The following is a 21324-nucleotide window of genomic DNA, read 5'->3' as shown; positions in this document are numbered from 1 at the left end:
AAGTCTGGGCATCGCGGAGTTGCCAACTGGAATGGGTGATAGATTCGCTGCAGCAATGAAACAACGGGTCCGCAAGTAAGGGGAAAAGCCTAGGGCCATGATTGCGCCTTGGATCGGAGAGCGCGCGCGAACGCTCGCTCAAGTGCGTCTTCCCTACGCTGCAAGGCGGCCGCTTCCTCCTCGAGCCATCGTGTGGCTAATCGAGGGGGAGGCGCAAGGGGCAAATCCAAGGACGCAGGGCGTCCAGCCAAAGCGCTTATTTGACCGTTACTTGACGGGTTTGGCCGCGAGGTAGCTAAGTGATTGAAAAACCTGGTACGCCCAAGGGGAATCGAACCCCTGTTACCGCCGTGAAAGGGCGGTGTCCTAACCGCTAGACGATGGGCGCGCTCAGGTGAGGCGGTGTATAGTTGGCTTGTTCGCGACAGGCAACCCGTCTTTTTGCTGCGTCGCGAAATTTTTTTGGCTTATCCACGGCGGCGCCCGCAGCGCCAGTTCCATTCGCGTTCCGGGCCGACATCGATGTGTACGGAATTGGTGTGGCAGTAGGTGCCGACGCCGCCGCGACCGGGCATCGCCCGCAGGAAAGTGGCCAGTTCCCACTTGCCGACGCCTGGGATCTGGATGTCGGCGGCAGCGCAATACATGTGCTGCGAGTTCTTGGCGCCGCGTGCCCGGCGATTGCGCTCGGCGTTGCGGTAGCCAGACGTCACGATCATCTTCTTGCCGTAGTGCTGCTCGGCGGCCTTGAGGATGCGCACAAGCGACGGCTTCAGACAGGCGACGTCGACGCTCTCGGTCTGCTTGAGCAATCCGTTGGGAGCAAGACGCGCCATGCCGGCGGCGGATGCCACTTCCAGGCCGGGGTCCTCGTCCTCGTGCAGGTCGACGTCGCTGTCGTCGTCGATGCCCGACTTGCGCTTGATCTCGAATAGGTCGGTCTGGCGCACACCGGGCAGCGCCCAGTTCGAATCGCCGCCGCCACCGAGCGAGGCCAGTTCGACCGGCTTGGCATCCGATTTTGCCGAGGCAAGCGTGATGATCGGCTTGGTCTTTGCTTCCGCGGCCTCCGGCGCAGGCGCGGCGGCGGCCGTCGCGATCAACGGCTTTGCCTTTTGCTCGGCCGGCGCGGCCTTCGCCGGCGAAGAGCCGAAGAGGGAGGCAAGGAAGCCCTTCTTCTTGGGCTGCTCGGCCTGCTGGGGGGCAGGGCCGTTGGTCAGATAGAAGCCGGTGTCTTGTTGCGCCGGCGGCTTGGCGGCATGGGCTTCGGCAGCTTGAACCGGCTGCTGCTCGGTCGCCGGTTGCTGGGCGGCCGCCGCTGCCGCGACGGGCGCCTGCGCAGCTTCTTCGCTGGCAATGGCAACTTCGGCCGGCGTTTCGCCGCCTGGCTTGGCAAGGGGAACATAACCGACCTGGTCGGGCAGGGCGGCGTTGCCCTCCGCGTTCATGGCCAGATTGGCGGTGGCGGGCGCCGTACCAGGCGTCGCGGCCGCGTCGGTCCCGGCAGCCTGGCCGGTTGCATCAGCGGTGAGTGCGGGGTTTGCGAGCTCGAGATTGGGCTCGCCCGTCGAGGAGCAGGATACGGCCAGCAGCGAAACCAGGACAGTCAGCGCAACGCCGCATCGCCGGTCTGCGAATCGCAGTCGTCCTGACCTCAAGCTGGTCCCCTCTCATGCACTGCAGGCCAAAGATCACGTTTGGCGATGAAAATCGTACGTTTACGCGACGACGTCTCTGAACAAGAAACGGCACCCGATCACTTGCAATGATCTCCCCAGTGTCGGGCTATGCGCCAATTAAGGCGAGATCATGATGGGCGCCATGTTCTCGCCCCCTTTGTTAAGGGCGTCAACTCACCACGCATTACAGCAGGTTACACGCGGACCTTCACATAGCTGCCGGGCGCGTCTTCCAGCACCGGGCCGCTTATCCCGGGCTTGCGGGGGTCGACGCGCCTGTCGTCCTTGGCCTCGATCCAGCGGTGCCAGTGCGGCCACCACGAGCCGGGCGTCTCGGTGGCGCCCTTGAGCCATGTGTCGAAGTCGCCCGTTGGCTTGCCGCTCGACCAGAATTGATACTTGCCGGCGGCCGGGGGATTGACCACGCCGGCGATGTGACCCGAGCCGCCGACGACATAGTCGACATCGCCGCCGAAATACTGGCAACCGAGGAAGACCGAGCGGGCAGGGGCGATGTGATCCTCGCGGGCCGCCAGATTGTAGACGGGAATGGTGATGTCGGCGAGCGAGATGGTTCGGCCGGCAAGCTCCATCCGGCCCTGCGACAGGTTGTTCTCGAGATAGCAGTTGCGCAGGTAGAAGGAGTGGTTGGCTGCCGCCATGCGCGTCGAATCCGCGTTCCAGTAGAGCAGGTCGAACGGCAGCGGGTCCTTGCCGCGCATGTAGTTGTTGACGACGTAGGGCCAGATAAGGTCGCCGGAACGCAGCATGTTGAAGGCGGTCGCCATCTTGGTGCCGTCGAGAAAACCCTTATCCTTCATCGCGCGTTCGAGGGCGGCGATCTGGTCTTCGTCGACAAAGACCTTGAGGTCGCCGGCGTAGGTGAAATCGACCTGCGTCGTGAAGAAGGTGACCGAGCGGATGCGGTGGTCGCCCTCCTGCGCCAGAAGCGCCAGGGCCGCGGCCAGCAGCGTGCCGCCGACGCAATAGCCGATGGCGTTGACCTCGCGCTCGCCGGTCGCCTGCTCGACCGTGTCGAGGCCGTATTGCAGCCCCTCGCGGATATAGGCCTCCCAGTCCTTCAGGCCGTGGCGCTGGTCGGGATTGATCCAGGAGATGACGAAGACGGTGTGGCCCTGCTCGACGGCCCAGCGGATGAAGGATTTCTGCGGGTTGAGATCGAGGATGTAGAATTTGTTGATCCAGGGCGGGCAGATCAGCAGCGGACGCTTCAGCACCTTGTCGGTTGTCGGCGCATACTGGATGATTTCGGCGACGTCGCTGCGGCCGACCACCTTGCCCGGTGTGGTGGCGATGTTCTTGCCGATCTCGAAGCCGGAATAGTCGGCCTGCCTGAGCTTGAGGTCGCCCTTGCCGGCCACGATGTCCTCGGCGAACATCTTCATGCCGCGCACCAGGTTTTCGCCGTTGCTGGCGACCGTCTCGCGGAACAGTTCCGGATTGGTGAGGATGAAATTGGACGGCGAAATCGCGTTGGCGACCTGCTTCACATAGAAGCCGGCCTTGTGGCGGGTGTGCTCGTCGAGGCCGTCGGCATGGTCGACTAGGTCGCCGGCCCAGCGGGCGGTGACCAGATAGGCCTGCTTGAGGAAGTCGAAGAAGGCATTGCGGCCCCATTCGGGGTCGAGGAAGCGCTTGTCGGTGCGCTCCGGCTTGACCGCGTCCTCGACCTCGTCGCCGCCCATGCGCTGGACCGACTTGCTCCAGACGTCGAGATAGCCGGAGAACAGCCTGGTCTGCGCTTCGAGCGCGCGTTGCGGGTCCGACAGCCAGTATTCGGTGAGCTTGGAGAAGGTCTTGACCATGTCGGTCATGGGTTCGGCGACGGTGTCGCGCAGTTCGCCCTTCTCGCGCGGCTCGGCCCATGCGGACGCGGCCTTGCCGGCCTGTTCGATCATGCGGGCCATGTTGAGCGCGAAGCGCTCGGGATCTTTGACGAGGTATTGCTCGACGGAGGAGGGGGAATCGCCACTCGGCTTGTCCGAATCGTCTACCTTCGCCATGGTCTTTCGAGGTCCTCCCAAAGGGCCTTTTATTGACATACTATCATGCGACGTCTTACCGGGTCCAACGCGCTCTACCGCGCCTGTCGGGGAAACTTTATGACACATCGTGTTGGTCGGCATATTTTTTTCTGCGCCCGCCTGGTCGTATCGGCGGGATTGCTGGCCTTGCCCGTGGTCGCCAGCGGCTGCACCAGCACGACGAGCGCCGACACTGGTCCCGCCCTTGCAGGTGGTCGCGGTGCGCAGGACACCGGCACTTATCCTAATCTCAACATCCGGCCGACGGCCGCGGCACCTCAGTTCACCGAGGAGCAGAAGGCGGCAAAACTCGCCCAACTTCACGCCGCGCAGCGGCGGCAAGGTGCCAAGGCCGGTGCCGGCAGCGGCAATTCGGCGGCGATGACCACGCTTGCCCGAAAGCACGGCGACGACACGCTGAAGGCCATCGAAGGCAAGTGCGAGACTATCGACCCCGCCTGCAATTGAGTGTATATCGCGCACGCATCGCCGAGCACCCGTTTACCTGGAACTGACATGGAAGAATTTCACAAGGTCCGCCGCCTTCCGCCTTATGTCTTCGAGCAGGTCAACCGGCTGAAGGCCAGCGCCCGATCGCGCGGCGCCGACATCATCGACCTTGGCATGGGCAATCCCGACCTGCCGACGCCGACCGCGATCGTCGACAAGCTGTGCGAAGTGGTCCGCGACCCGCGCACCCATCGCTACTCTTCGTCGCGCGGCATTCCCGGCCTGCGCCGTGCCCAGGCCAATTATTACGCCCGCCGTTTCGGCGTGAAGCTGAACCCCGACACGCAGGTCGTGGCGACGCTCGGCTCGAAGGAAGGCTTCGCCAACATGGCGCAGGCGATCACGGCCCCCGGCGACGTGGTCCTGTGCCCGGATCCGACCTATCCGATCCATGCCTTCGGCTTCATCATGTCGGGCGGCGTCATCCGCTCGCTGCAGGCGAAGCCCGATGACGGCTTCATTCCCGCGCTCGAGCGCGGCGTACGTCACTCGATCCCGAAGCCGCTGGCGCTGATCCTTAATTATCCTTCGAACCCGACCGCACAGGTCGCGACGCTCGATTTTTACAAGGACGTGGTCGCCTTCGCCAAGAAGAACGACATCATCATTCTGTCGGACCTCGCCTATTCCGAGATCTATTTCGACGGCAATCCGCCGCCTTCAGTGCTTGAGGTGCCGGGCGCGATCGACGTCACGGTCGAATTCACCTCGATGTCGAAGACCTTCTCGATGCCGGGCTGGCGCATGGGCTTTGCCGTCGGCAACGAAAGGCTGATCGCGGCGCTGACGCGCGTGAAGTCCTATCTCGATTATGGTGCGTTCACGCCCATCCAGGTGGCGGCGACCGCGGCCCTCAACGGCGACGGCACCGACATTGCCGAGGTGCGCGAGGTCTATCACAAGCGCCGCGACGTCATGGTTGATTCCTTCGCGCGCGCCGGCTGGGAAATTCCGGCACCGGCAGCGACGATGTTTGCCTGGGCGCCGATCCCCGAGCCGTTCAAGCATCTCGGTTCGCTAGAGTTCTCCAAGCTGCTCATCGAGCACGCCGACGTGGCCGTGGCTCCGGGCGTCGGTTTCGGCGAGCACGGCGACGACTATGTCCGTCTTGCGCTGGTCGAAAACGAACACCGCATCCGCCAGGCGGCACGAAGCATCAAGCGCTTCCTGCAAACCACCGCCAAGCATCCAAACAACGTGGTTCCGCTCGCAGCCCATCGCTGAGCGGCGCCACGAACAACATTCCCAGAACGACTGAAGTAAGAGGCGCCGTCGACCATGGCTGAAGCATTGCGTGTTGGAATTGCCGGTCTCGGCACGGTCGGTGCTTCGGTGGCGCGCGTGCTGCGCGACAAGGCGGCCGAACTCACCCGCCAGTGCGGCCGCGAAATCGTCGTCACCGCTGTCTCCGCGCGTGACCGTTCGCGCGATCGTGGCGTCGACCTGAGTGGCGCCAAGTGGTTCGACGATCCGATCGAGCTGGCCGAGAAGGCCGACATCGACGTCTTTGTCGAACTGATTGGTGGCGACGAAGGTGCGGCGCGTTCCTGCGTGTCTGCCGCGCTCGCCGCTGGCCGTCACGTCGTGACCGCCAACAAGGCGCTGCTCGCCAAGCATGGCGTGGCGCTCGCCGAGGTCGCCGAAAAGAAAGGCGTTCTGCTCAACTACGAGGCGGCGGTGGCCGGCGGCATCCCGGTCATCAAGACGATGCGCGAGGCGATGGCCGGCAACAGCGTCAACCGCGTTTTCGGCATCCTGAACGGCACCTGCAACTACATCCTGACCCGCATGGAAGCAGAAGGCCTGACCTTCGAGGCGTGCCTCAAGGACGCGCAGCGTCTGGGCTATGCCGAAGCCGACCCGACCTTCGACATCGAGGGCAACGACACGGCGCACAAGCTGGCAATCCTGACCAGCCTGGCTTTCGGCACCCGGATTGCCTCCGACGACATCTATCTCGAGGGCATCTCGAACATCACCCAGGCAGACATTCGCGCCGCAGGCGAACTCGGCTACCGCATCAAGCTGCTTGGCGTTGCCCAGCGCACCGAAAGCGGCATCGAGCAGCGCGTGCACCCGACCATGGTGCCGACGGCTTCGGTCATCGCCCAGGTGCATGGCGTGACCAATGCGGTTGCCATCGAGACCGATATTCTGGGCGAACTGCTGCTTTCCGGCCCCGGCGCCGGCGGCAATGCCACGGCTTCAGCGGTCGTTGGCGACATCGCCGACATTGCCAAGAGCCGCCCCGGCTTCCAGCACGGCCCGGTCTTCGGCCGCCCGGCCAAGGAACTGCGCCCCTACAAGAAGGCGCAGATGCGCAGCCACGCCGGCGGTTATTTCATCCGCCTGACCGTGCACGACCGCACAGGCGTCTTCGCGGCGATCGCCAAGCGCATGGCCGACAACGACATCTCACTGGAATCGATCGTCCAGCACGCCAACGGTTCCGATGGCGTATCGGAGAAGACCGTCATCCTGGTGACCCACGAGACCACCGAAGCTGCCGTGCGCAAGGCCGTCGACGGCGTGACCAAGGACGGCCACCTGACCGACAAGCCACAGGTCATCCGCATCGAGCGCGCCGGCTGAGGCTGGCGACGCAGGCGAGGGCGGAAATGCGCCTTCGCCGGGGCAGTCAAGCCTCAACTCCCTTTCAATCGATTGATATTGTTTCGCTTTCGATAAAGCGGGCTACAGGTCTTGCCGTTGTCACAAGGGTTTGACAATAAGAGCCGGCCCGGTTCGGGCGCTCCGAATTCATCGACTCCAGGACCCTGATATGGCGAAAAGCGTTGTTGCCGGCCTCGACCGGATACTCACCATGGAACTCGTGCGCGTCACCGAACGCGCGGCTGTCGCTGCCGCCCGGCTGCGCGGACGCGGCGACGAGAAGGCTGCCGACCAGGTGGCCGTCGACGCCATGCGCCAGGAATTGAACCGCCTCGCCATCGATGGCACCGTCGTCATCGGCGAGGGCGAGCGCGACGAAGCGCCGATGCTCTATATCGGCGAGGAAGTCGGCGCTGGTGGCCCCGAGGTCGACATCGCGCTCGACCCGCTCGAAGGCACCACCATCTGCGCCAAGAACCTGCCCAACGCGCTGGCGGTCATCGCCATTGCTGAAAAGGGCAGCCTGCTGTTTGCGCCCGACGTCTATATGGACAAGATCGCGGTCGGCCCGGGCTACCCCGATGGCGTCATCGACATCGATGCGTCGCCGGCAGAAAACATTGCCAGCGTCGCCAAGGCCAAGGGCGTGCCGGTCGGAGAGATCACCGCTTGCATCCTCGACCGCCCGCGCCATGCCAAGCTGATCGATGCCGTGCGTGCCACCGGTGCCGCCATCCGCCTGATCGGCGACGGCGATGTTGCCGGCGTGATTCACACCACCGACCCGGAAGAAACCGGCATCGACATCTATCTCGGCACAGGCGGCGCGCCCGAGGGCGTGCTGGCAGCCGCAGCATTGCGTTGCACTGGCGGCCAGATGCAAGGCAGGCTGCTGCTCGACAGCCCGGAGAAGATCGCCCGTGCCGCCACCATGGGCATTGAAGACCCTAAAAAGGTCTACCGGATCGAGGAAATGGCGCGTGGCGACGTGCTGTTTGCGGCAACCGGCGTCACCGACGGCAACCTGCTTGCCGGCGTGAAGTTCGGACGCGACTCGATCACCACGCACACCATCGTGCTGCGCTCCTCGTCCAAGACTGTTCGTGAAATCAAGGCGCGCCATCAGGATCTGGAAAAATTCTGATTACGCGCTTGTCGCGGTCGCCTATGGTCGATCCGAAGCGGGTGGACCTCCTCTGAATGGCGATTGAAAAGCGCAATTTCCTCGGCGTACGGCGTTCGGCCACCGGTGTTTCATGGGAGCACCGGCTGACCGAGCGCCAGGATATGCTGGCGCTCGCCATCGCACAGGGCCATGGCGTGCCCGACATCGTTGCTCGCGTGCTTGCCGGGCGCGGTGTGCTGCCGGAGGATGCGGAGCGCTTCCTCGATCCCTCCATCCGCGACCTGTTGCCGGATCCGGCGACGTTGACGGACATGCACAAGGCTGCCGGCCGCATCGCCGATGCGGTGCTGCGCGGCGAGCGCGTCGCCATCTTCGGCGACTATGATGTCGATGGCGCCTGCTCGTCGGCGCTGATGAAACGTTTTCTCGGCCGCTTCGGCGTCGAGGCCGAAATCTACATCCCCGACCGGATCTTTGAAGGCTACGGCCCCAATCCCGATGCGATGCGCGAGTTGATCGGCCGGGGCGCCCGCCTGATCGTCACCGTGGACTGCGGCACCAACAGCGCGGCATCGATCGACGCGGCCAACGAGGCCGGTGCCGATGTCGTCGTGCTCGACCACCATCAGGTCGGCGGTGCGTTGCCGAACGCGGTTGCCGTGGTCAATCCGAACCGCGACGACGATCTTTCGGGCCAGGGCCATCTCTGCGCCGCCGGCGTGACCTTCCTGACGCTGGTGCAGACCGCCAAGGTGCTGCGCGAACGGCTGCCGGACGCGCCGCGGCCCGATCTTCTCAAGCTGCTCGACCTCGTGGCTCTCGCGACCGTGGCCGACGTGGTGCCGCTGACCGGCGTCAACAGGGCGTTCGTCGTCAAGGGCCTGCAGGCGATGCGCCAGCAGAACAATCCCGGTCTCACCGCGCTCGCCCGCGTCGCCCGCATCGGCGAGCCGCTGAATACGTTCCATCTGTCGTTCCTGCTCGGGCCGCGCATCAATGCCGGCGGGCGCATCGGCGACGCGGCGCTCGGCAGCAAGCTGCTGGCGACCGACGATCCGGTCGAGGCAGGCACGATCGCCGAAACGCTCGATCGCCTGAACCAGGAGCGGCAGGCGATGGAGACGGTAATGCTGGCCGAGGCGCGCGCCGAGGCCGATGCGGAGATCGGTGCCGGACCGGGACCGGCGGTGCTGGTGACGGCCAACACCACGTGGCATCCCGGCATCGTCGGGTTGCTGGCGTCGCGGCTCAAGGACCATGCCCGTCGTCCGGCTTTCGCCATTGCCTTCAACGGCAATGGTGTCGGCACCGGCTCAGGGCGGTCCGTCTCGGGGTTCGATCTCGGTCGTCTGGTTCGGGAGGCCGTCGAGGCCGGGCTGCTGGTCAAGGGTGGCGGTCATGCCATGGCGGCCGGTATCACCGTCGAGCGCGCGAAGCTCGGTGAGGTGCGCGCCTTCTTCGAGGCACGCGCGGCCGCAGACGTGTTCCGCTTGCAGGATGAGGAAAGCCTGCTGATCGACGGCGCGCTCGCCGCCGAAGGTGCGACGCTGGCACTCGTCGAGTCATTGGAGAAGGCCGGTCCGTTCGGCCAGGGCCACGTAGCTCCAACCTTCGTCCTGCCGAGGCACAAGCTGGCCGATGTCAGGGTGATTGGCACAGGCCACGTACGGATCGATCTGCGCTCGGAGAGCGGCGGCCGCATCCAGGGGATTTCGTTCCGGTCTGCCGAAGCGCCGCTCGGCGAGTTCCTGCTGAGGAACAGCGGGCGCACGGTCCATGTCGCCGGGTCGCTGTCGGTCAATCACTGGAATGGCAACCGCACGGTCCAACTGCGCGTCATCGACGCGTCGCTTGCCGGGCCTTAGCCCAGGACGGCCTGCAGCCTGACGATCTCGTCCATCTGTGCCTTGGTGGCCTCGTAGCCGAGCCGGATCGCTTCGTCGGCGCGATGGAACTCCGACAGGCCGATGTGGCCGAGCTTGGGCTGCAGCGACAGGTCGGGCGGGTCGCCGGCGAGGCGTGCCCGCGAGATGCGGTCCTGGATGATGTTGAAGGCCTCGACCATCACCCCGCTGATGCCCAGCCGCGATTCACGCGCGCTGCGGTTGGCGTCGTACTGGTCGGCAGGCTTGGCGTCGCGTTCGACCATCAATTCGCCGGCGCTGTGCTTGATGACGGCCGCGCGGCCGAACAGGTCATAGTGCAGGTTGACGGCAACGACGAGCGGCTGCTCGTTGGCACGGCAGACCGAGACCGGCACCGGATTGACCAGCGCTCCGTCTACCAGGACGCGGCCATTGCAGGTCACCGGCTCGAAAACACCGGGCAGGGCATAGGACGCGCGCATCGCCTTGATCAGCGAACCGCTCGACAGCCAGATCTCGTGGCCGGTGCGGATTTCGGCGGCAACGCAGACGAATGGCTTCGGCAGGTCCTCGAAGGTGACGCCCGCCATGTGCTGCTGCATGCGCGAGTCCAGCTTCATGCCGCCGAACAGGCCATTGCCGACGATCTGCAGGTCGAACAGGCCGAAGATGCGGCGCTTGGTCAAGCTTCGGGCGAACTCCTCGAGCTGGTCGAGTTTGCCGGCGAGATAGCAGCCGCCGACCAGTGCGCCGATCGAGGTGCCGGCGATCATGTTGATGCGGATGCCTGCCTCGTCAAGTGCACGCAGGACGCCGATATGTGCCCAGCCACGTGCGGCACCGCCGCCGAGCGCGAGGGAGATTCCGGTTTCTTTGGCTAGCTTCGGATCGTCAGCGCCCGTGCCCGAGGAAAAGCCGTTTGCTTCCCGGACGTTCTGACGCGCATGGAACGACGCCCATTCGAGCATCACGATCTCCCTTGTCCCGCGTACAGAGTACACTGGACACGTATTAAAATCGTGAATCTTTGTGTTGCAGGACGGGAAGCCGGTTCACGATTTCTTGCGGTAGGTCTCGTCTGCATCGAACAGCGGGGCGCTGCCGTCCGCGCTAAGCGTCGCGAAGCCGTCTTTTTGCCCCACCGTCCGATAGAAACAGGAACGCCTGCCGGTGTGACAGGTTGCGTCGTGGCCGGAAACTTTTACGCGCAGCCAGACCGCGTCCTGATCGCAGTCGGTCCGCATCTCCTCGATGTGCTGGAAATTGCCCGAGGTCTCGCCCTTCTTCCAGAGCGAGCCGCGGGACCGCGACCAGTAGTGCGCGATGCCGGTCTCGATCGAAAGCGCCAACGCCTCGGCATTCATATGCGCGACCATCAGCAGCATGCCGTCGGTGGCATCGGTGACGACGGCGGTGACCAACCCGTTCGCGTCGAAGCGCGGCGTGAACACCTCGCCTTCTTCGAGCGCGCGCTTGTCGCTGGTAGCTTCGGAGAATTTCAGAGCAGACATCGCCGGATCCTGGTTTCGGGAACCGGCGAGGGGGATTAGAGCCCGCCGGCTCGTATCATGGTGACAAACCGGACCTGTTCTTCGGGGGTGTCCCGGAAAACGCCGGTGAAGGTCGAGGTCAGGGTCGACGACCCTTGCTTGCGGATGCCGCGCATGGCCATGCACATGTGCTCGGCCTCGATCATCACGGCGACGCCGCGCGGATTTAGCACGTCCTGGATGACACCGGCAATCTGCGCCGTCATTGCTTCCTGGGTCTGCAGCCGGTGGGCGAAGATGTCGACCACGCGGGCGATCTTGGACAGGCCGACGACCTTGCCGTCCGGCAAATAGCCGACATGGGCCTTGCCGATGATCGGCACCATGTGGTGCTCGCAATGCGAATGGAATTTAATATCGCGGACGATGACGAGGTCGTCATACCCGGCCACTTCCTCGAAGGTGCGGCCGAGTTCTTCGGCCGGGCACATGTCGTAGCCATTGAACATCTCGCGGAAAGCCTTGGTCACGCGCTTTGGCGTGTCGATAAGGCCTTCGCGCGCCGGATTGTCGCCAGTCCAGCGCAAAAGAACACTCACTGCAGCCTCGACCTCGGCCTCTGTCGGCCGGTCGGTTGCAGGCTTCTCCATATAGGCTGATTGCGGCATCAGCTTCTTGGCAACGGCATCCATATCAGGCGTCTCCAGTAGTCCCTGTCTGAGCAGGGACGAGTTGAACGGACACAGCCACTTCAGGGACCACCGATTGAGTGCCGTACCTAAAGCTGCTCATTTTCGCCCTTCCTCCCGATGTCAGTCCTGTTGCCTTGCCGGGAAGCGAGCGCCACCATTATATATAGGTGGAGACGACGATTGAAAGATGCGACAGCGACAAGAGTTGCTCATAACACGCACTCAGAGTGAAAAAAGTTGATTGACGACATCTACAACACGAAAATCCTTGGCTTTGCCGGAAATATCGGCCGGCTTGGACGCCTCGATCATCCTGATGCGTCGGCCACCGCGCATTCCAAGCTGTGTGGCTCGACCGTCACCATTGATCTCAAGATGGAAAACGGCGTCGTCACCGACTTCGCCCATGAAGTGAAGGCCTGTGCGCTGGGCCAGGCGTCGTCGTCGATCATGGCCGAGCACGTCGTTGGCGCCAGCGCCGTCGAGCTTCGCGCCGTGCGCGAGGCTATGCTGCGCATGCTCAAGGAGGGCGGCACGCCGCCCGAGGGCCGCTTCGACGACCTCAAATACCTGGAGCCGGTGCGCGACTACAAGGCGCGCCATGCCTCGACCATGCTGACCTTCGACGCCGTGGTAGATGCCATCGGCCAGATTGAGCGCAAGCAGGCCGCGGCCTAGCATTTCTCCAGATAGCGCCGGCATTCTTCGAACTCTGCCCTGATCCAGTCGGCAAAGGCTTCCGCAGGCTCCGACAGCTTGCGCAGGCTTTTGGCAACCAGCCAATAGGCGCCGCAGACCACGTTGGTTTCGAACGGCTTGATCAGCGCTCCCGTCGCCAGTTCCTCGCGCACCAGCAAGAGATCGCCAAGCGCAACCCCGTGACCGAGCATCGCCGCCTGTTTCGACAATGCGGCGTCAGCCAACAATGGGCCACGCGCGGCAGCCGCATCTTCTACAGCGCCGGCGGCTTCGAACCAGCGTGCCCAGCCCTGGCGGTTTTCCTCATGCAGCAGCGTATAGCGCCGGAGATCTGCCGGGCACGCCAGGGCAGGGCCCGAGGCAAGCAAGGCTGGTGACACCACGGGCGAATCGATGACCGGTGCCAGGCGTTCGGCCTCGCTGCGCGGCCACGACGTGCTGTGCGCGCTGAAGCGCAATGCAAGCTCTGCCTGGTCGCTGCGGAAATCGATCAGGCGCGGGTCCACGTCGAGCGAAACGTCGATGTCCGGACGCAACAGGCGAAACCGGTTGAGCCGAGGCACCAGCCAGGAGGCGGCGAGCGACGGCTCGACACTGACGCTGACCACGGACTGCGCGGGCTTTGCAGCCAGCTCCGACAGTCGCTTGTCGATGTCGTCGAAACTCTTGATCAATTGCCCAAGCAGCTTCTGTCCGGCGTCCGTGAGCTCGACGCGGCGATGGTAGCGCACGAACAGCGGCTGCTGCAGGAAGGTTTCTAGCTCGCGTATCTGGCGGCTGATGGCGGCCTGGGTGACAAACAGCTCTTCCGCCGCGCGGCTGAAACTCAGGTGCCGCCCGGCTGCTTCGAAACTCCTGAGTGCTGTCAGCGGCAACCGCCCGCGCTTCATTCGCATAATCTCAAGTTATCCATGGTGGACGTTATACTCGTTTGAAGGAAACGACCAGAGGCGCTCAAATCCTCCCCATCAAGGAGGCAAGATCATGCCGACGCTCTTCAACGCCTATGCGGAGATGTTCCGCATCGCGACTTTCCAGGCCGACCATTCGCCTCGCTTCGCAGGACGCTACGGCGCCGGGCGGCAACAGCTTGAGGCCCCGCAGCATCGGTGCCCCCACCGACCGGCGAAACTCAGCTGGCTTGCGTGACACGGCGCCGCAACTGCGCGGTCCTATGCCCCGGACATTGCGTCTGCATGTCGGAATTGACATCTATGGCGGATGAACAGTTCCGAGCGATGCTGGCGATGAGCCGCGGCCACGACCATAGCCATGGCAAACCGGTGGCGCGGGGCCGCAATTGGCCCGGCCCCTGGCGCAAGACGCCGGGTCGTGTGCTCGGCACGTCGCTCGTTCGGCTCTATCAGCTGACGCTTTCGGGCTTCATCGGCAATGCGTGCCGGCACATGCCGACCTGCTCGGAATATGCGCATGAGGCGATTGCCCGCCATGGCCTGTGGGCAGGCGGCTGGATGGGCCTTTTCAGGGTATCGCGCTGCGGGCCGTGGGGCACCCATGGCATCGATCGTGTGCCGGAACAGCTGGCGTCGCGCTATCGCTGGTTCACGCCCTGGCGCTACTGGAAAATCGGCAGCAAGCCGACCGATGTCTGACATTCTGTCGGCTGCCGGAACCGTTAATCGGTTGGCTGCGTGATTTACCGTTTGGTCAGCCTATCGGAAACAATCCAGGTTAAGTCATATTCGAACCAAGCGCTCACCCTAGGTGTCGGCGGCCAACGACAGAGGGTGTCACACGTGTTCGCTTCGATTCGTCACTATGCCATCGGCGCAGGCACTGCGCTTCTTGTCTCGCTGCCTCTGGTGCCGGCGTCTTCGGCGGCCGAAACGACAGCCCTGAAACCGTTCCTCGAATGCACGCTCATCGTCGATGCCGGCAGCGGAGCGACCTTGCGCCGTGACGGCACCTGCGACCGTCAGGTGAGCCCGGCATCCACTTTCAAGGTGCCGTTGGCGCTGATGGGCTACGATTCGGGCATTCTCGCCGACGAGCATTCGCCGCGCTGGGACTACAAGCCCGAGTTCAACGCGGTGAAGCGCGACCACAAGTCGGTCGACCCGACGATCTGGGAAAAGGACTCCGTGCTGTGGTTCTCCCAGGAGATCACGCGCAAGCTCGGCGGCAAGCGATTTGCCGGCTATGTCGGTGGCTTCGCCTATGGCAACGGCGACTTATCGGGCAATCCCGGCAAGGAGGACGGGCTTACCCGCAGCTGGCTGAGTTCTTCGCTGAAGATCTCGCCGGACGAGCAGGTCGGCTTCATCGGTCGCATGCTTGACCGCAGCCTGCCGGTCTCCGCGCGAGCGGTCGATCTCACGGCGGCGGTGTTGCCGCCATTCCAGGCCGGCGAATGGCAGGTCAAGGGCAAGACAGGTACAGGCTGGCTGACCGGAAAGTCGGGCAAGATCGACCGCAACAAGCCCTTCGGCTGGTTTGTCGGCTGGGCCGACAAGGGCGAGCGCCGCATCGTGTTCGCCCGGCTGCTGGTCAATGACGGCAAGAGTCCGGTGTTTCTCGGCCCCAAGGTACGCGACATCTTCCTGGCAAGCCTTCCTGACCTGATGAAGTCGGCCAAGTAGCGGGCTCCGCCGCCGTTGGCGGGGCGGCGGCGGGCACGCCGCCCGGCTTTACGGCAGCGCATTCTCCCCCTAAAAGATCGCTCGCTGCCGGACGCATCCGGTTTTTGCCCACCCGCGCTCGTTTGCGGGACTGGATAGGAGAAGAGCTTTGTCGAATTCCGTTTCCCTGACATTTCCCGATGGTTCCGTCCGCGAATATGACGCGGCGCTGACCGGTGCTGGTCTGGCCGAGTCGATCTCGAAGTCGCTGGCCAAGAAAGCGGTGGCCTATGCCATCGACGGCACCGTGCGCGATCTGTCCGATCCGCTTGGCAAGTCCGGCAAGGTCGAGATCGTTACCCGTGACGATCCGCGTGCGCTGGAACTGATCCGCCACGACGCTGCCCACGTGCTGGCCGAAGCGGTGCAGGAATTGTGGCCAGGGACCCAGGTGACCATCGGCCCGGTGATCGACAATGGCTTCTATTACGATTTCGCCCGCAACGAGCCTTTCACGCCCGAGGATTTCCCGGCGATCGAAAAGAAGATGCGCGAGATCATCGGCCGCAACAAGCCGTTCACCAAGCAGGTCTGGTCGCGCGACAAGGCCAAGCAGGTGTTCCGCGACAAGGGCGAGGCCTACAAGCTCGAACTGATCGACGCGATCCCCGAGGACCAGAACCTCAACATCTATGCGCAAGGTGAGTGGTTCGACCTGTGCCGGGGACCGCACATGGCTTCGACCGGCCAGATCGGCAGCGCCTTCAAGCTGATGAAGGTGGCCGGTGCTTATTGGCGCGGCGACAGCAACAACCCGATGCTGACGCGCATCTACGGCACCGCCTGGGCCGACCAGGTGCAACTCGACCAGTACCTCCATATGCTGGAAGAGGCCGAGAAGCGCGACCACCGTCGCCTCGGCCGCGAGATGGACCTGTTCCATTTCCAGGAAGAGGGACCGGGCGTGGTGTTCTGGCACGCCAAGGGCTGGAAGATGTTCCAGAACCTCGTCAGCTACATGCGCCGCCGCCTTGATACGCAGGGCTATCAGGAGGTCAACGCCCCGCAGGTGCTCGATAAGAGCCTGTGGGAGACGTCGGGCCACTGGGGCTGGTATCGCGACGCGATGTTCAAGGTTACCGTTGCCGGCGACGACACCGACGACGACCGCGTCTTCGCGCTCAAGCCGATGAACTGCCCCGGCCACGTGCAGATCTTCAAGCATGGCTTGAAGTCGTATCGCGATCTCCCGGTGAAGCTTGCCGAATTCGGCAACGTCCATCGCTACGAGCCGTCGGGCGCGCTGCATGGCCTGATGCGCGTGCGCGGCTTCACTCAGGACGACGCGCACATCTTCTGCACCGAGGAACAGCTCGCCGCCGAGTGCCTGCGCATCAATGACCTGATCCTGACGACCTATGCCGACTTCGGCTTCGACGAGATCTCGGTGAAGTTGTCGACCAGGCCGGACAAGCGCGTCGGCTCGGACGAGGCGTGGGATCATGCCGAAGAGATCATGGGCAACGTGCTCAAGACCATCGAGGCGCAGTCGGGCAATCGCATCAAGACGTCGATCAATCCGGGCGAGGGCGCCTTCTACGGCCCCAAGTTCGAATACGTCCTGCGTGATGCCATCGGCCGCGAATGGCAGTGCGGAACAACCCAGGTCGACTTCAACCTGCCTGAGCGTTTCGGCGCTTTCTACATCGGCTCGGACTCCGAGAAGAAGCAGCCGGTGATGATCCACCGCGCCATCTGCGGCTCGATGGAGCGCTTCCTCGGCATCCTGATCGAGAATTATTCGGGCCATTTCCCGCTGTGGTTTGCGCCGCAGCAGGTGGTGGTGGCGACGATCACCTCGGATGCCGACGACTATGCCCGAGAGGTGGTGGCCAAGCTCAAGGCCGCCGGCCTGTCGGCCGAAGCCGACCTGCGCAACGAGAAGATCAACTACAAGGTCCGCGAGCACTCGCTGGCCAAGGTTCCGGTCATCCTCGTCTGCGGCAAGCGCGAGGCGGAAGAGGCAAGCGTCAACGTCCGTCGCCTCGGCTCGCGCGACCAGCAGTCGATGGGCCTCGACGAGGCCATTGCCTCGCTGCGTGAAGAAGCGACGACACCAGATCGCCGCCGCGCCGCGCAGGGCTGAGCGGCCAACCAGACACGAAAAAGGGGCGGCAGAGATGTCGCCACTTTTTTCATCTGCCTGGATTCAAAAAGCTCGGCCTGGATTCAAAAAGCTCGGACGGAGCAACCCGCGCCTGGTCAGTCGGCGCCTTCGTTGGGGTCGATTGCCGCAGCCTCGGAAGCGACAACCTCAACGTCCTGGTTGCGGCCGGCAACGACGGTGAAATCGCGCTGGTAGATGCGGTCGCGGTTCTTGGCGATGATGGTGTAGTCGCCTTCCGACAGCACCATCGAGGCAAAGGCGCCGACCGCTTCGCGCAACGGGTCGCCGGACTCTGTCAGAACCGACCAAGACGTATCGGCGATGGCTTCTCCGCCGGCCTCGCGCACCAGCTTGAAGGTCAGGTCGGCGGCACGGTGTTCGACCGTCGCCTCGGTCAGCTTGCCGGCCTCGACGCGGATGTCGGAGCGGATCACTGCATTGACCGCGCCATAGGTCGAGACGACATGGTAGGTGCCTGAATTGAGCCGCACCACCGAATTGGGTTCGACATCGGGGATGATCAGGGCGCGTTCGCCATCGCTGCCTTCGTCCGCCTCATAGATCGAGAATTTGAGCTTGGCCGGCGGAATGCGCACGCCGCCCGAAAGCACGGCGTCAAGCTTGAGGCCGCCCGCATCGAGCACCAGGCTTTCGCGCTTGCCTTCCTTGCCGACGGTGATGCGCTTGGTGGCGCCGGCGCGACCGTAGGAGGCATGGACGAGATAGCTGCCGGGCGGCAGCTGGAACATGCTGGTGCCGCCTTGGGCGGATGCCACCAGCGGCAATTTTCCATCGGGGCCGGCTTCGGGACGGAACACGCGCCAGACCAGCCCGCGGCCGATGTCGCCGCCCTTGTCTGTGAGCTGGGCGGTGAGCGTGATCTCGCCGAGTGCGCTGATTGCCAGGGATTCGTCGCCGCGCGGCGCGGCAAAGCTTGAGATGCCGGGAAGGCTCAGGCCTTCTATTGCCGAGGCGCCATCCTGGGCAAACGCGACCGAAGACGGCATCGCGAACAGTGCGGCACCCAGAATCGGTGCGAAAAAGCGGAAGCATCCCCTCGACATCCCTTGTTTGAAGCGCAAGGCGGTGGCAATTTCAAGGCTATTCGGGCGCCATGGATTCCAACCAATGAGCCCCGCCGCCAAAGCAGCTGCCATTCCGGTCGGCGCTTCAGCCCAAACCCAAGGAGCGCCAGCGCCGTGCCATCGCCGATCATCGACTTTTTGCTGACCCGCAATTCCGCACCGATCCCGGAACTGCGCGCGCCGGCGCCTTCCGATAGCGAGATCGAGACGATGCTGCGGGCAGCGACGCGCGTGCCCGACCACGGCCGTCTCGAGCCCTGGCGCTTCATCCTCTATCGTGGTGATGCGCGCATCGAAATCGGCAACAAGCTGGCTGAACTGGCAGAGCGCCGCGAAGGGCCGCTGCCCGAGGGGCGGCGCAACCAGGAGCTCGCCCGCTTTTCGCGCGCGCCGCTGGTGATCGGCGTTGTGTCGAGCCCCAAGGAGAACCCGAAGATCCCGCAGTGGGAGATGTTCCTGTCGGGCGGCATGGCGGCGATGAACCTGATGACCGCCGCCAACGCGCTCGGCTATGGCACCAACATGATCACCAACTGGTATTCCGATGTAGAGGAAGGGCGCGCGCTGCTGGGCCTGGCACCGCATGAGCGGGTCGTCGGCTTCATCCACATCGGCAGCTACGAAGGCACCGCACCCGAGCGGCCGCGTCCTGATGTGGCGAAGCTCCACAGCGACTATACTGGCCCCTGGGAGGGCTAGGCGCGATGTTCTACGAGCCGTCGCAGGGCCACGGCCTGCCGCACGATCCGTTCAAGGCGATCGTCTCGCCCAGGCCGATCGGCTGGATATCGACCATCGGCAAGGATGGCGCGCTGAACCTTGCGCCCTATTCGTTCTTCAATGCGCTGACGGGCAAGCCGCCGCTGGTCTGGTTTTCCTCCGAGGGGCCGAAGGACAGCTCTACCTTCGCCGGCGAGACCCGTGAGTTCGTTGCCAATGTCGTCGGGCGTGAACTCGCCGAGAAGATGAACCGAACCTCGGTCAATGCCCCCAGGGGCACGAGCGAGTTCGGCTATGCCGGGCTGACGGCAGCGCCATCGCGGCTGGTCGTCCCGCCGCGTGTTGCCGAAGCACCAGCAGCGCTGGAATGCAAGGTCACCGAGATCTTCCGCCCGAAGGGCCTGGACGGTGCCGACGCCGGTGTATTTGTCGTCGTCGGCGAGGTGGTCGGTGTCCATATCGACGAGGCATTCCTGACCGACGGCCTGTTCGACGTCGTCAAGGCAGGCAATGTCTCGCGCCTCGGCTACATGGATTATTCCAGCATCAGCGAAGTCTTCTCGATGCGCCGCCCGCGCTGGGAAGAAGATTAGGCTCCGGCAGCGGCCTCGGCGCGCGCCAGCAGGCGTTCGGCCCGGCGCAGATGCGGTCGGTCGTACATCTGCCCGCCAATTCCGACGACGCCCGGATTCCCGGCCTCCCTGAACGCAGCGACCACCGCTTGCGCATGTTCGACGGCTTCCTTCGCCGGTGTGAACGCCTCGTTGATGATCGCGACCTGATCGGGATGGATGGCCATCTTGGCGGTGAAACCGTCGCGCTCGGCCTCCAGGCACTCGGTGCGAAGGCCCTCGTGGTCGCGGAAATTGACGAACACCGTGTCGACGGCAGCGACCTCGGCTGCCGAGGCGGCGAGGACGGTCAAGGCACGCGCGAGCCTGAAAACGTCGGTGTAGCGGCCTTGTCCGTCGCGCGTGGCGCGCGCGCCGATCGCTGCCGAGAGGTCTTCCGCGCCCCAGGTCAGGCCGGCCACGCGCGCGCTGGCACCCGCATAGCTGGCCGTTGCGAGAGTGCCGGCAGCGGTTTCCGTGATGATCGGGATGATGCGGATCGCGCCGTCCGGCAAACCGTTTTCGGCCTCGTGCACCCTGAGCTTGGTCGAAAGATGCTGGACGTCAGCCCCGGAATTCGACTTCGGCAGCATGATGCCATCCGGTGCGATGGGTACGATCGCGCGCAGGTCGTCGTCGGTCATTCCGGTCGAAAGGTCGTTGACGCGGACATAGATCGAGGACCGCGTCGTGCGCCTTCTGCTCGCGATGAAATCGGCGGCGACGCCGCGCGCATGACCCTTGTTGTCGGGCGCCACCGAATCCTCGAGGTCGACGATGACGACGTCGGCGCCGGACAAGAACCCGCGTTCGAGCTTCTTTTCCGAATCTCCGGGGACGAACAGCAACGAACGCATCAAGCGGCCTTCTTTTTCATCATTGCCTGGCGCTGGCATTTGGCGACCAGTGCGCCGTGCTGATTATAGGCGCAATGCAGGAATTCGACGATGCCACGGTCGGTTTTCGACTTCGATTCGCGCACCGAAAGCACTTCGGTTTCGACGCGAATGGTATCGCCGTGGAAGACAGGGTGCGGGAAGGTGGTTTCGGTCATGCCGAGATTGCCGATGGTGGTGCCCAGCGTGGTGTCGTGCACCGAAATGCCGATCATCAGGCCGAGCGTGAAGAGCGAATTGACCAGCGGCTTGCCCCATTCGCTCTTGGCGGCAAAGTCGAAGTCGATGTGAAGCGGCTGTGGGTTCAGCGTCATCGTCGAGAACATCATGTTGTCGCTCTCGGTGACGGTCTTGGTGAGTTGATGCCGGATCACCTGGCCGACTACGAACTCCTCAAGAAAAAGACCGGCCATCCGCATTTTCTCCTGTTGCCCCGTTTTGATAGGCGCTGCCACGGCGGGCGGCAAGCGGGTTAACGGATATGGTGAACCGTTCGTAAACCTTTTGTTCCTAGGATGGTTTCAGGGGTTTGGCATGGCTTGCCGGG

At 64.0% G+C, this 21324-nt stretch carries 20 protein-coding genes, 1 tRNA gene and 1 pseudogene; 12 read left to right on the top strand and 10 right to left on the bottom strand.

The features are described 5' to 3' along the window. Positions 1–313 precede the first annotated feature (313 nt). The 3 genes from CO731_RS18475 to phaC all read right to left on the bottom strand — a co-directional run bounded on the left by CO731_RS18475 (position 314) and on the right by phaC (position 3703). Positions 314–388 (bottom strand) — tRNA-Glu (locus tag CO731_RS18475). A gap of 79 nt (positions 389–467) precedes the next feature. Beyond that, positions 468–1658 (bottom strand): YcbK family protein, encoded by a 1191-nt coding sequence (locus tag CO731_RS18470; RefSeq protein WP_108608272.1) that lies wholly within the window; start codon positions 1656–1658, stop codon positions 468–470. Positions 1659–1873: 215 nt separating this feature from the next. Then, positions 1874–3703, bottom strand: a complete 1830-nt coding sequence (phaC, locus tag CO731_RS18465) for a class I poly(R)-hydroxyalkanoic acid synthase (RefSeq protein WP_108608271.1) — start codon at positions 3701–3703, stop codon at positions 1874–1876. A gap of 99 nt (positions 3704–3802) precedes the next feature. Between phaC and CO731_RS18460 the strand changes: the two genes are divergently transcribed. From CO731_RS18460 to recJ, 5 genes are all read left to right on the top strand, one after another. Next, a complete protein-coding gene (locus CO731_RS18460; RefSeq protein ID WP_108608270.1) occupies positions 3803–4192 on the top strand; it encodes a hypothetical protein in 390 nt (129 codons plus the stop codon). A 48-nt stretch (positions 4193–4240) separates the two neighbouring features. Beyond that, positions 4241–5458, top strand: a complete 1218-nt coding sequence (locus tag CO731_RS18455) for an LL-diaminopimelate aminotransferase (RefSeq protein ID WP_108608269.1) — start codon at positions 4241–4243, stop codon at positions 5456–5458. A gap of 54 nt (positions 5459–5512) precedes the next feature. After that, positions 5513–6826, top strand: a complete 1314-nt coding sequence (locus CO731_RS18450) for a homoserine dehydrogenase (RefSeq protein WP_108608268.1) — start codon at positions 5513–5515, stop codon at positions 6824–6826. Positions 6827–7016: 190 nt separating this feature from the next. Beyond that, positions 7017–7991, top strand: a complete 975-nt coding sequence (gene glpX / locus CO731_RS18445; protein WP_108608267.1) for a class II fructose-bisphosphatase — start codon at positions 7017–7019, stop codon at positions 7989–7991. A 56-nt stretch (positions 7992–8047) separates the two neighbouring features. Beyond that, complete coding sequence (gene recJ, locus CO731_RS18440; protein ID WP_108608266.1) at positions 8048–9838, top strand: single-stranded-DNA-specific exonuclease RecJ; 1791 nt, start codon at positions 8048–8050, stop codon at positions 9836–9838. Here the strand turns inward: recJ and CO731_RS18435 are convergent. The 3 genes from CO731_RS18435 to folE all read right to left on the bottom strand — a co-directional run bounded on the left by CO731_RS18435 (position 9835) and on the right by folE (position 12020). Further along, positions 9835–10806 (bottom strand): patatin family protein, encoded by a 972-nt coding sequence (locus CO731_RS18435; RefSeq protein WP_108608265.1) that lies wholly within the window; start codon positions 10804–10806, stop codon positions 9835–9837. The genes recJ and CO731_RS18435 overlap by 4 nt on opposite strands. Positions 10807–10890: 84 nt before the next feature. Further along, positions 10891–11349, bottom strand: a complete 459-nt coding sequence (hisI, locus tag CO731_RS18430; protein ID WP_108608264.1) for a phosphoribosyl-AMP cyclohydrolase — start codon at positions 11347–11349, stop codon at positions 10891–10893. Between the two features lie 35 nt (positions 11350–11384). Continuing rightward, the gene (gene folE / locus CO731_RS18425; RefSeq protein ID WP_055970896.1) at positions 11385–12020 is read right to left on the bottom strand and encodes a GTP cyclohydrolase I FolE; all 636 of its coding nucleotides are present in this window, start codon (positions 12018–12020) and stop codon (positions 11385–11387) included. A 237-nt stretch (positions 12021–12257) separates the two neighbouring features. On the opposite strand from folE, the gene CO731_RS18420 reads away from it, so the two are divergent. Continuing rightward, positions 12258–12698, top strand: a complete 441-nt coding sequence (locus CO731_RS18420) for an iron-sulfur cluster assembly scaffold protein (RefSeq protein ID WP_108608263.1) — start codon at positions 12258–12260, stop codon at positions 12696–12698. Here the strand turns inward: CO731_RS18420 and CO731_RS18415 are convergent. Continuing rightward, complete coding sequence (locus tag CO731_RS18415; RefSeq protein ID WP_108608262.1) at positions 12695–13609, bottom strand: LysR substrate-binding domain-containing protein; 915 nt, start codon at positions 13607–13609, stop codon at positions 12695–12697. The two genes, CO731_RS18420 and CO731_RS18415, sit on opposite strands and share 4 nt — an antisense overlap. Positions 13610–13703: 94 nt before the next feature. Here CO731_RS18415 and CO731_RS28785 point away from each other — a divergent pair, with 94 nt between their 5' ends. The 4 genes and pseudogenes from CO731_RS28785 to thrS all read left to right on the top strand — a co-directional run bounded on the left by CO731_RS28785 (position 13704) and on the right by thrS (position 17444). Next, positions 13704–13868: a hypothetical protein gene (locus tag CO731_RS28785; RefSeq protein ID WP_159091657.1), complete on the top strand. Its 165-nt coding sequence runs from the start codon at positions 13704–13706 to the stop codon at positions 13866–13868. Between the two features lie 98 nt (positions 13869–13966). Continuing rightward, entirely contained in the window at positions 13967–14332 is a 366-nt protein-coding gene (yidD, locus tag CO731_RS18410) for a membrane protein insertion efficiency factor YidD (RefSeq protein ID WP_108609914.1), read from the top strand. Positions 14333–14587: 255 nt separating this feature from the next. Next, positions 14588–15319: pseudogene (gene blaOXA, locus CO731_RS18405) on the top strand (class D beta-lactamase); the annotation flags it as partial. Positions 15320–15467: 148 nt separating this feature from the next. After that, the gene (gene thrS / locus CO731_RS18400) at positions 15468–17444 is read left to right on the top strand and encodes a threonine--tRNA ligase (RefSeq protein ID WP_108608261.1); all 1977 of its coding nucleotides are present in this window, start codon (positions 15468–15470) and stop codon (positions 17442–17444) included. A gap of 116 nt (positions 17445–17560) precedes the next feature. Here the strand turns inward: thrS and CO731_RS18395 are convergent, their stop codons facing one another. Then, positions 17561–18529 (bottom strand): hypothetical protein, encoded by a 969-nt coding sequence (locus CO731_RS18395; RefSeq protein ID WP_108608260.1) that lies wholly within the window; start codon positions 18527–18529, stop codon positions 17561–17563. A gap of 135 nt (positions 18530–18664) precedes the next feature. On the opposite strand from CO731_RS18395, the gene CO731_RS18390 reads away from it, so the two are divergent. Both CO731_RS18390 and CO731_RS18385 read left to right on the top strand, forming a co-directional pair. Then, a complete protein-coding gene (locus tag CO731_RS18390) occupies positions 18665–19249 on the top strand; it encodes a nitroreductase (protein ID WP_108608259.1) in 585 nt (194 codons plus the stop codon). A gap of 5 nt (positions 19250–19254) precedes the next feature. Continuing rightward, positions 19255–19863: a flavin reductase family protein gene (locus CO731_RS18385; RefSeq protein WP_108608258.1), complete on the top strand. Its 609-nt coding sequence runs from the start codon at positions 19255–19257 to the stop codon at positions 19861–19863. Here CO731_RS18385 and CO731_RS18380 read toward each other — a convergent pair. Beyond that, complete coding sequence (locus CO731_RS18380) at positions 19860–20738, bottom strand: CoA ester lyase (protein ID WP_108608257.1); 879 nt, start codon at positions 20736–20738, stop codon at positions 19860–19862. The genes CO731_RS18385 and CO731_RS18380 overlap by 4 nt on opposite strands. After that, a complete protein-coding gene (locus CO731_RS18375; RefSeq protein WP_108608256.1) occupies positions 20738–21190 on the bottom strand; it encodes a MaoC family dehydratase in 453 nt (150 codons plus the stop codon). Before CO731_RS18375 ends, CO731_RS18380 begins: the two co-directional genes overlap by 1 nt. Between the last annotated feature and the right edge of the window lie 134 nt (positions 21191–21324).

Origin of the sequence: Aminobacter sp. MSH1 (assembly GCF_003071665.1) — a bacterium.
Taxonomy (GTDB): Bacteria; Pseudomonadota; Alphaproteobacteria; order Rhizobiales; family Rhizobiaceae; genus Aminobacter; species Aminobacter niigataensis.
This window is presented reverse-complemented; position numbering and strand designations above follow the sequence as displayed.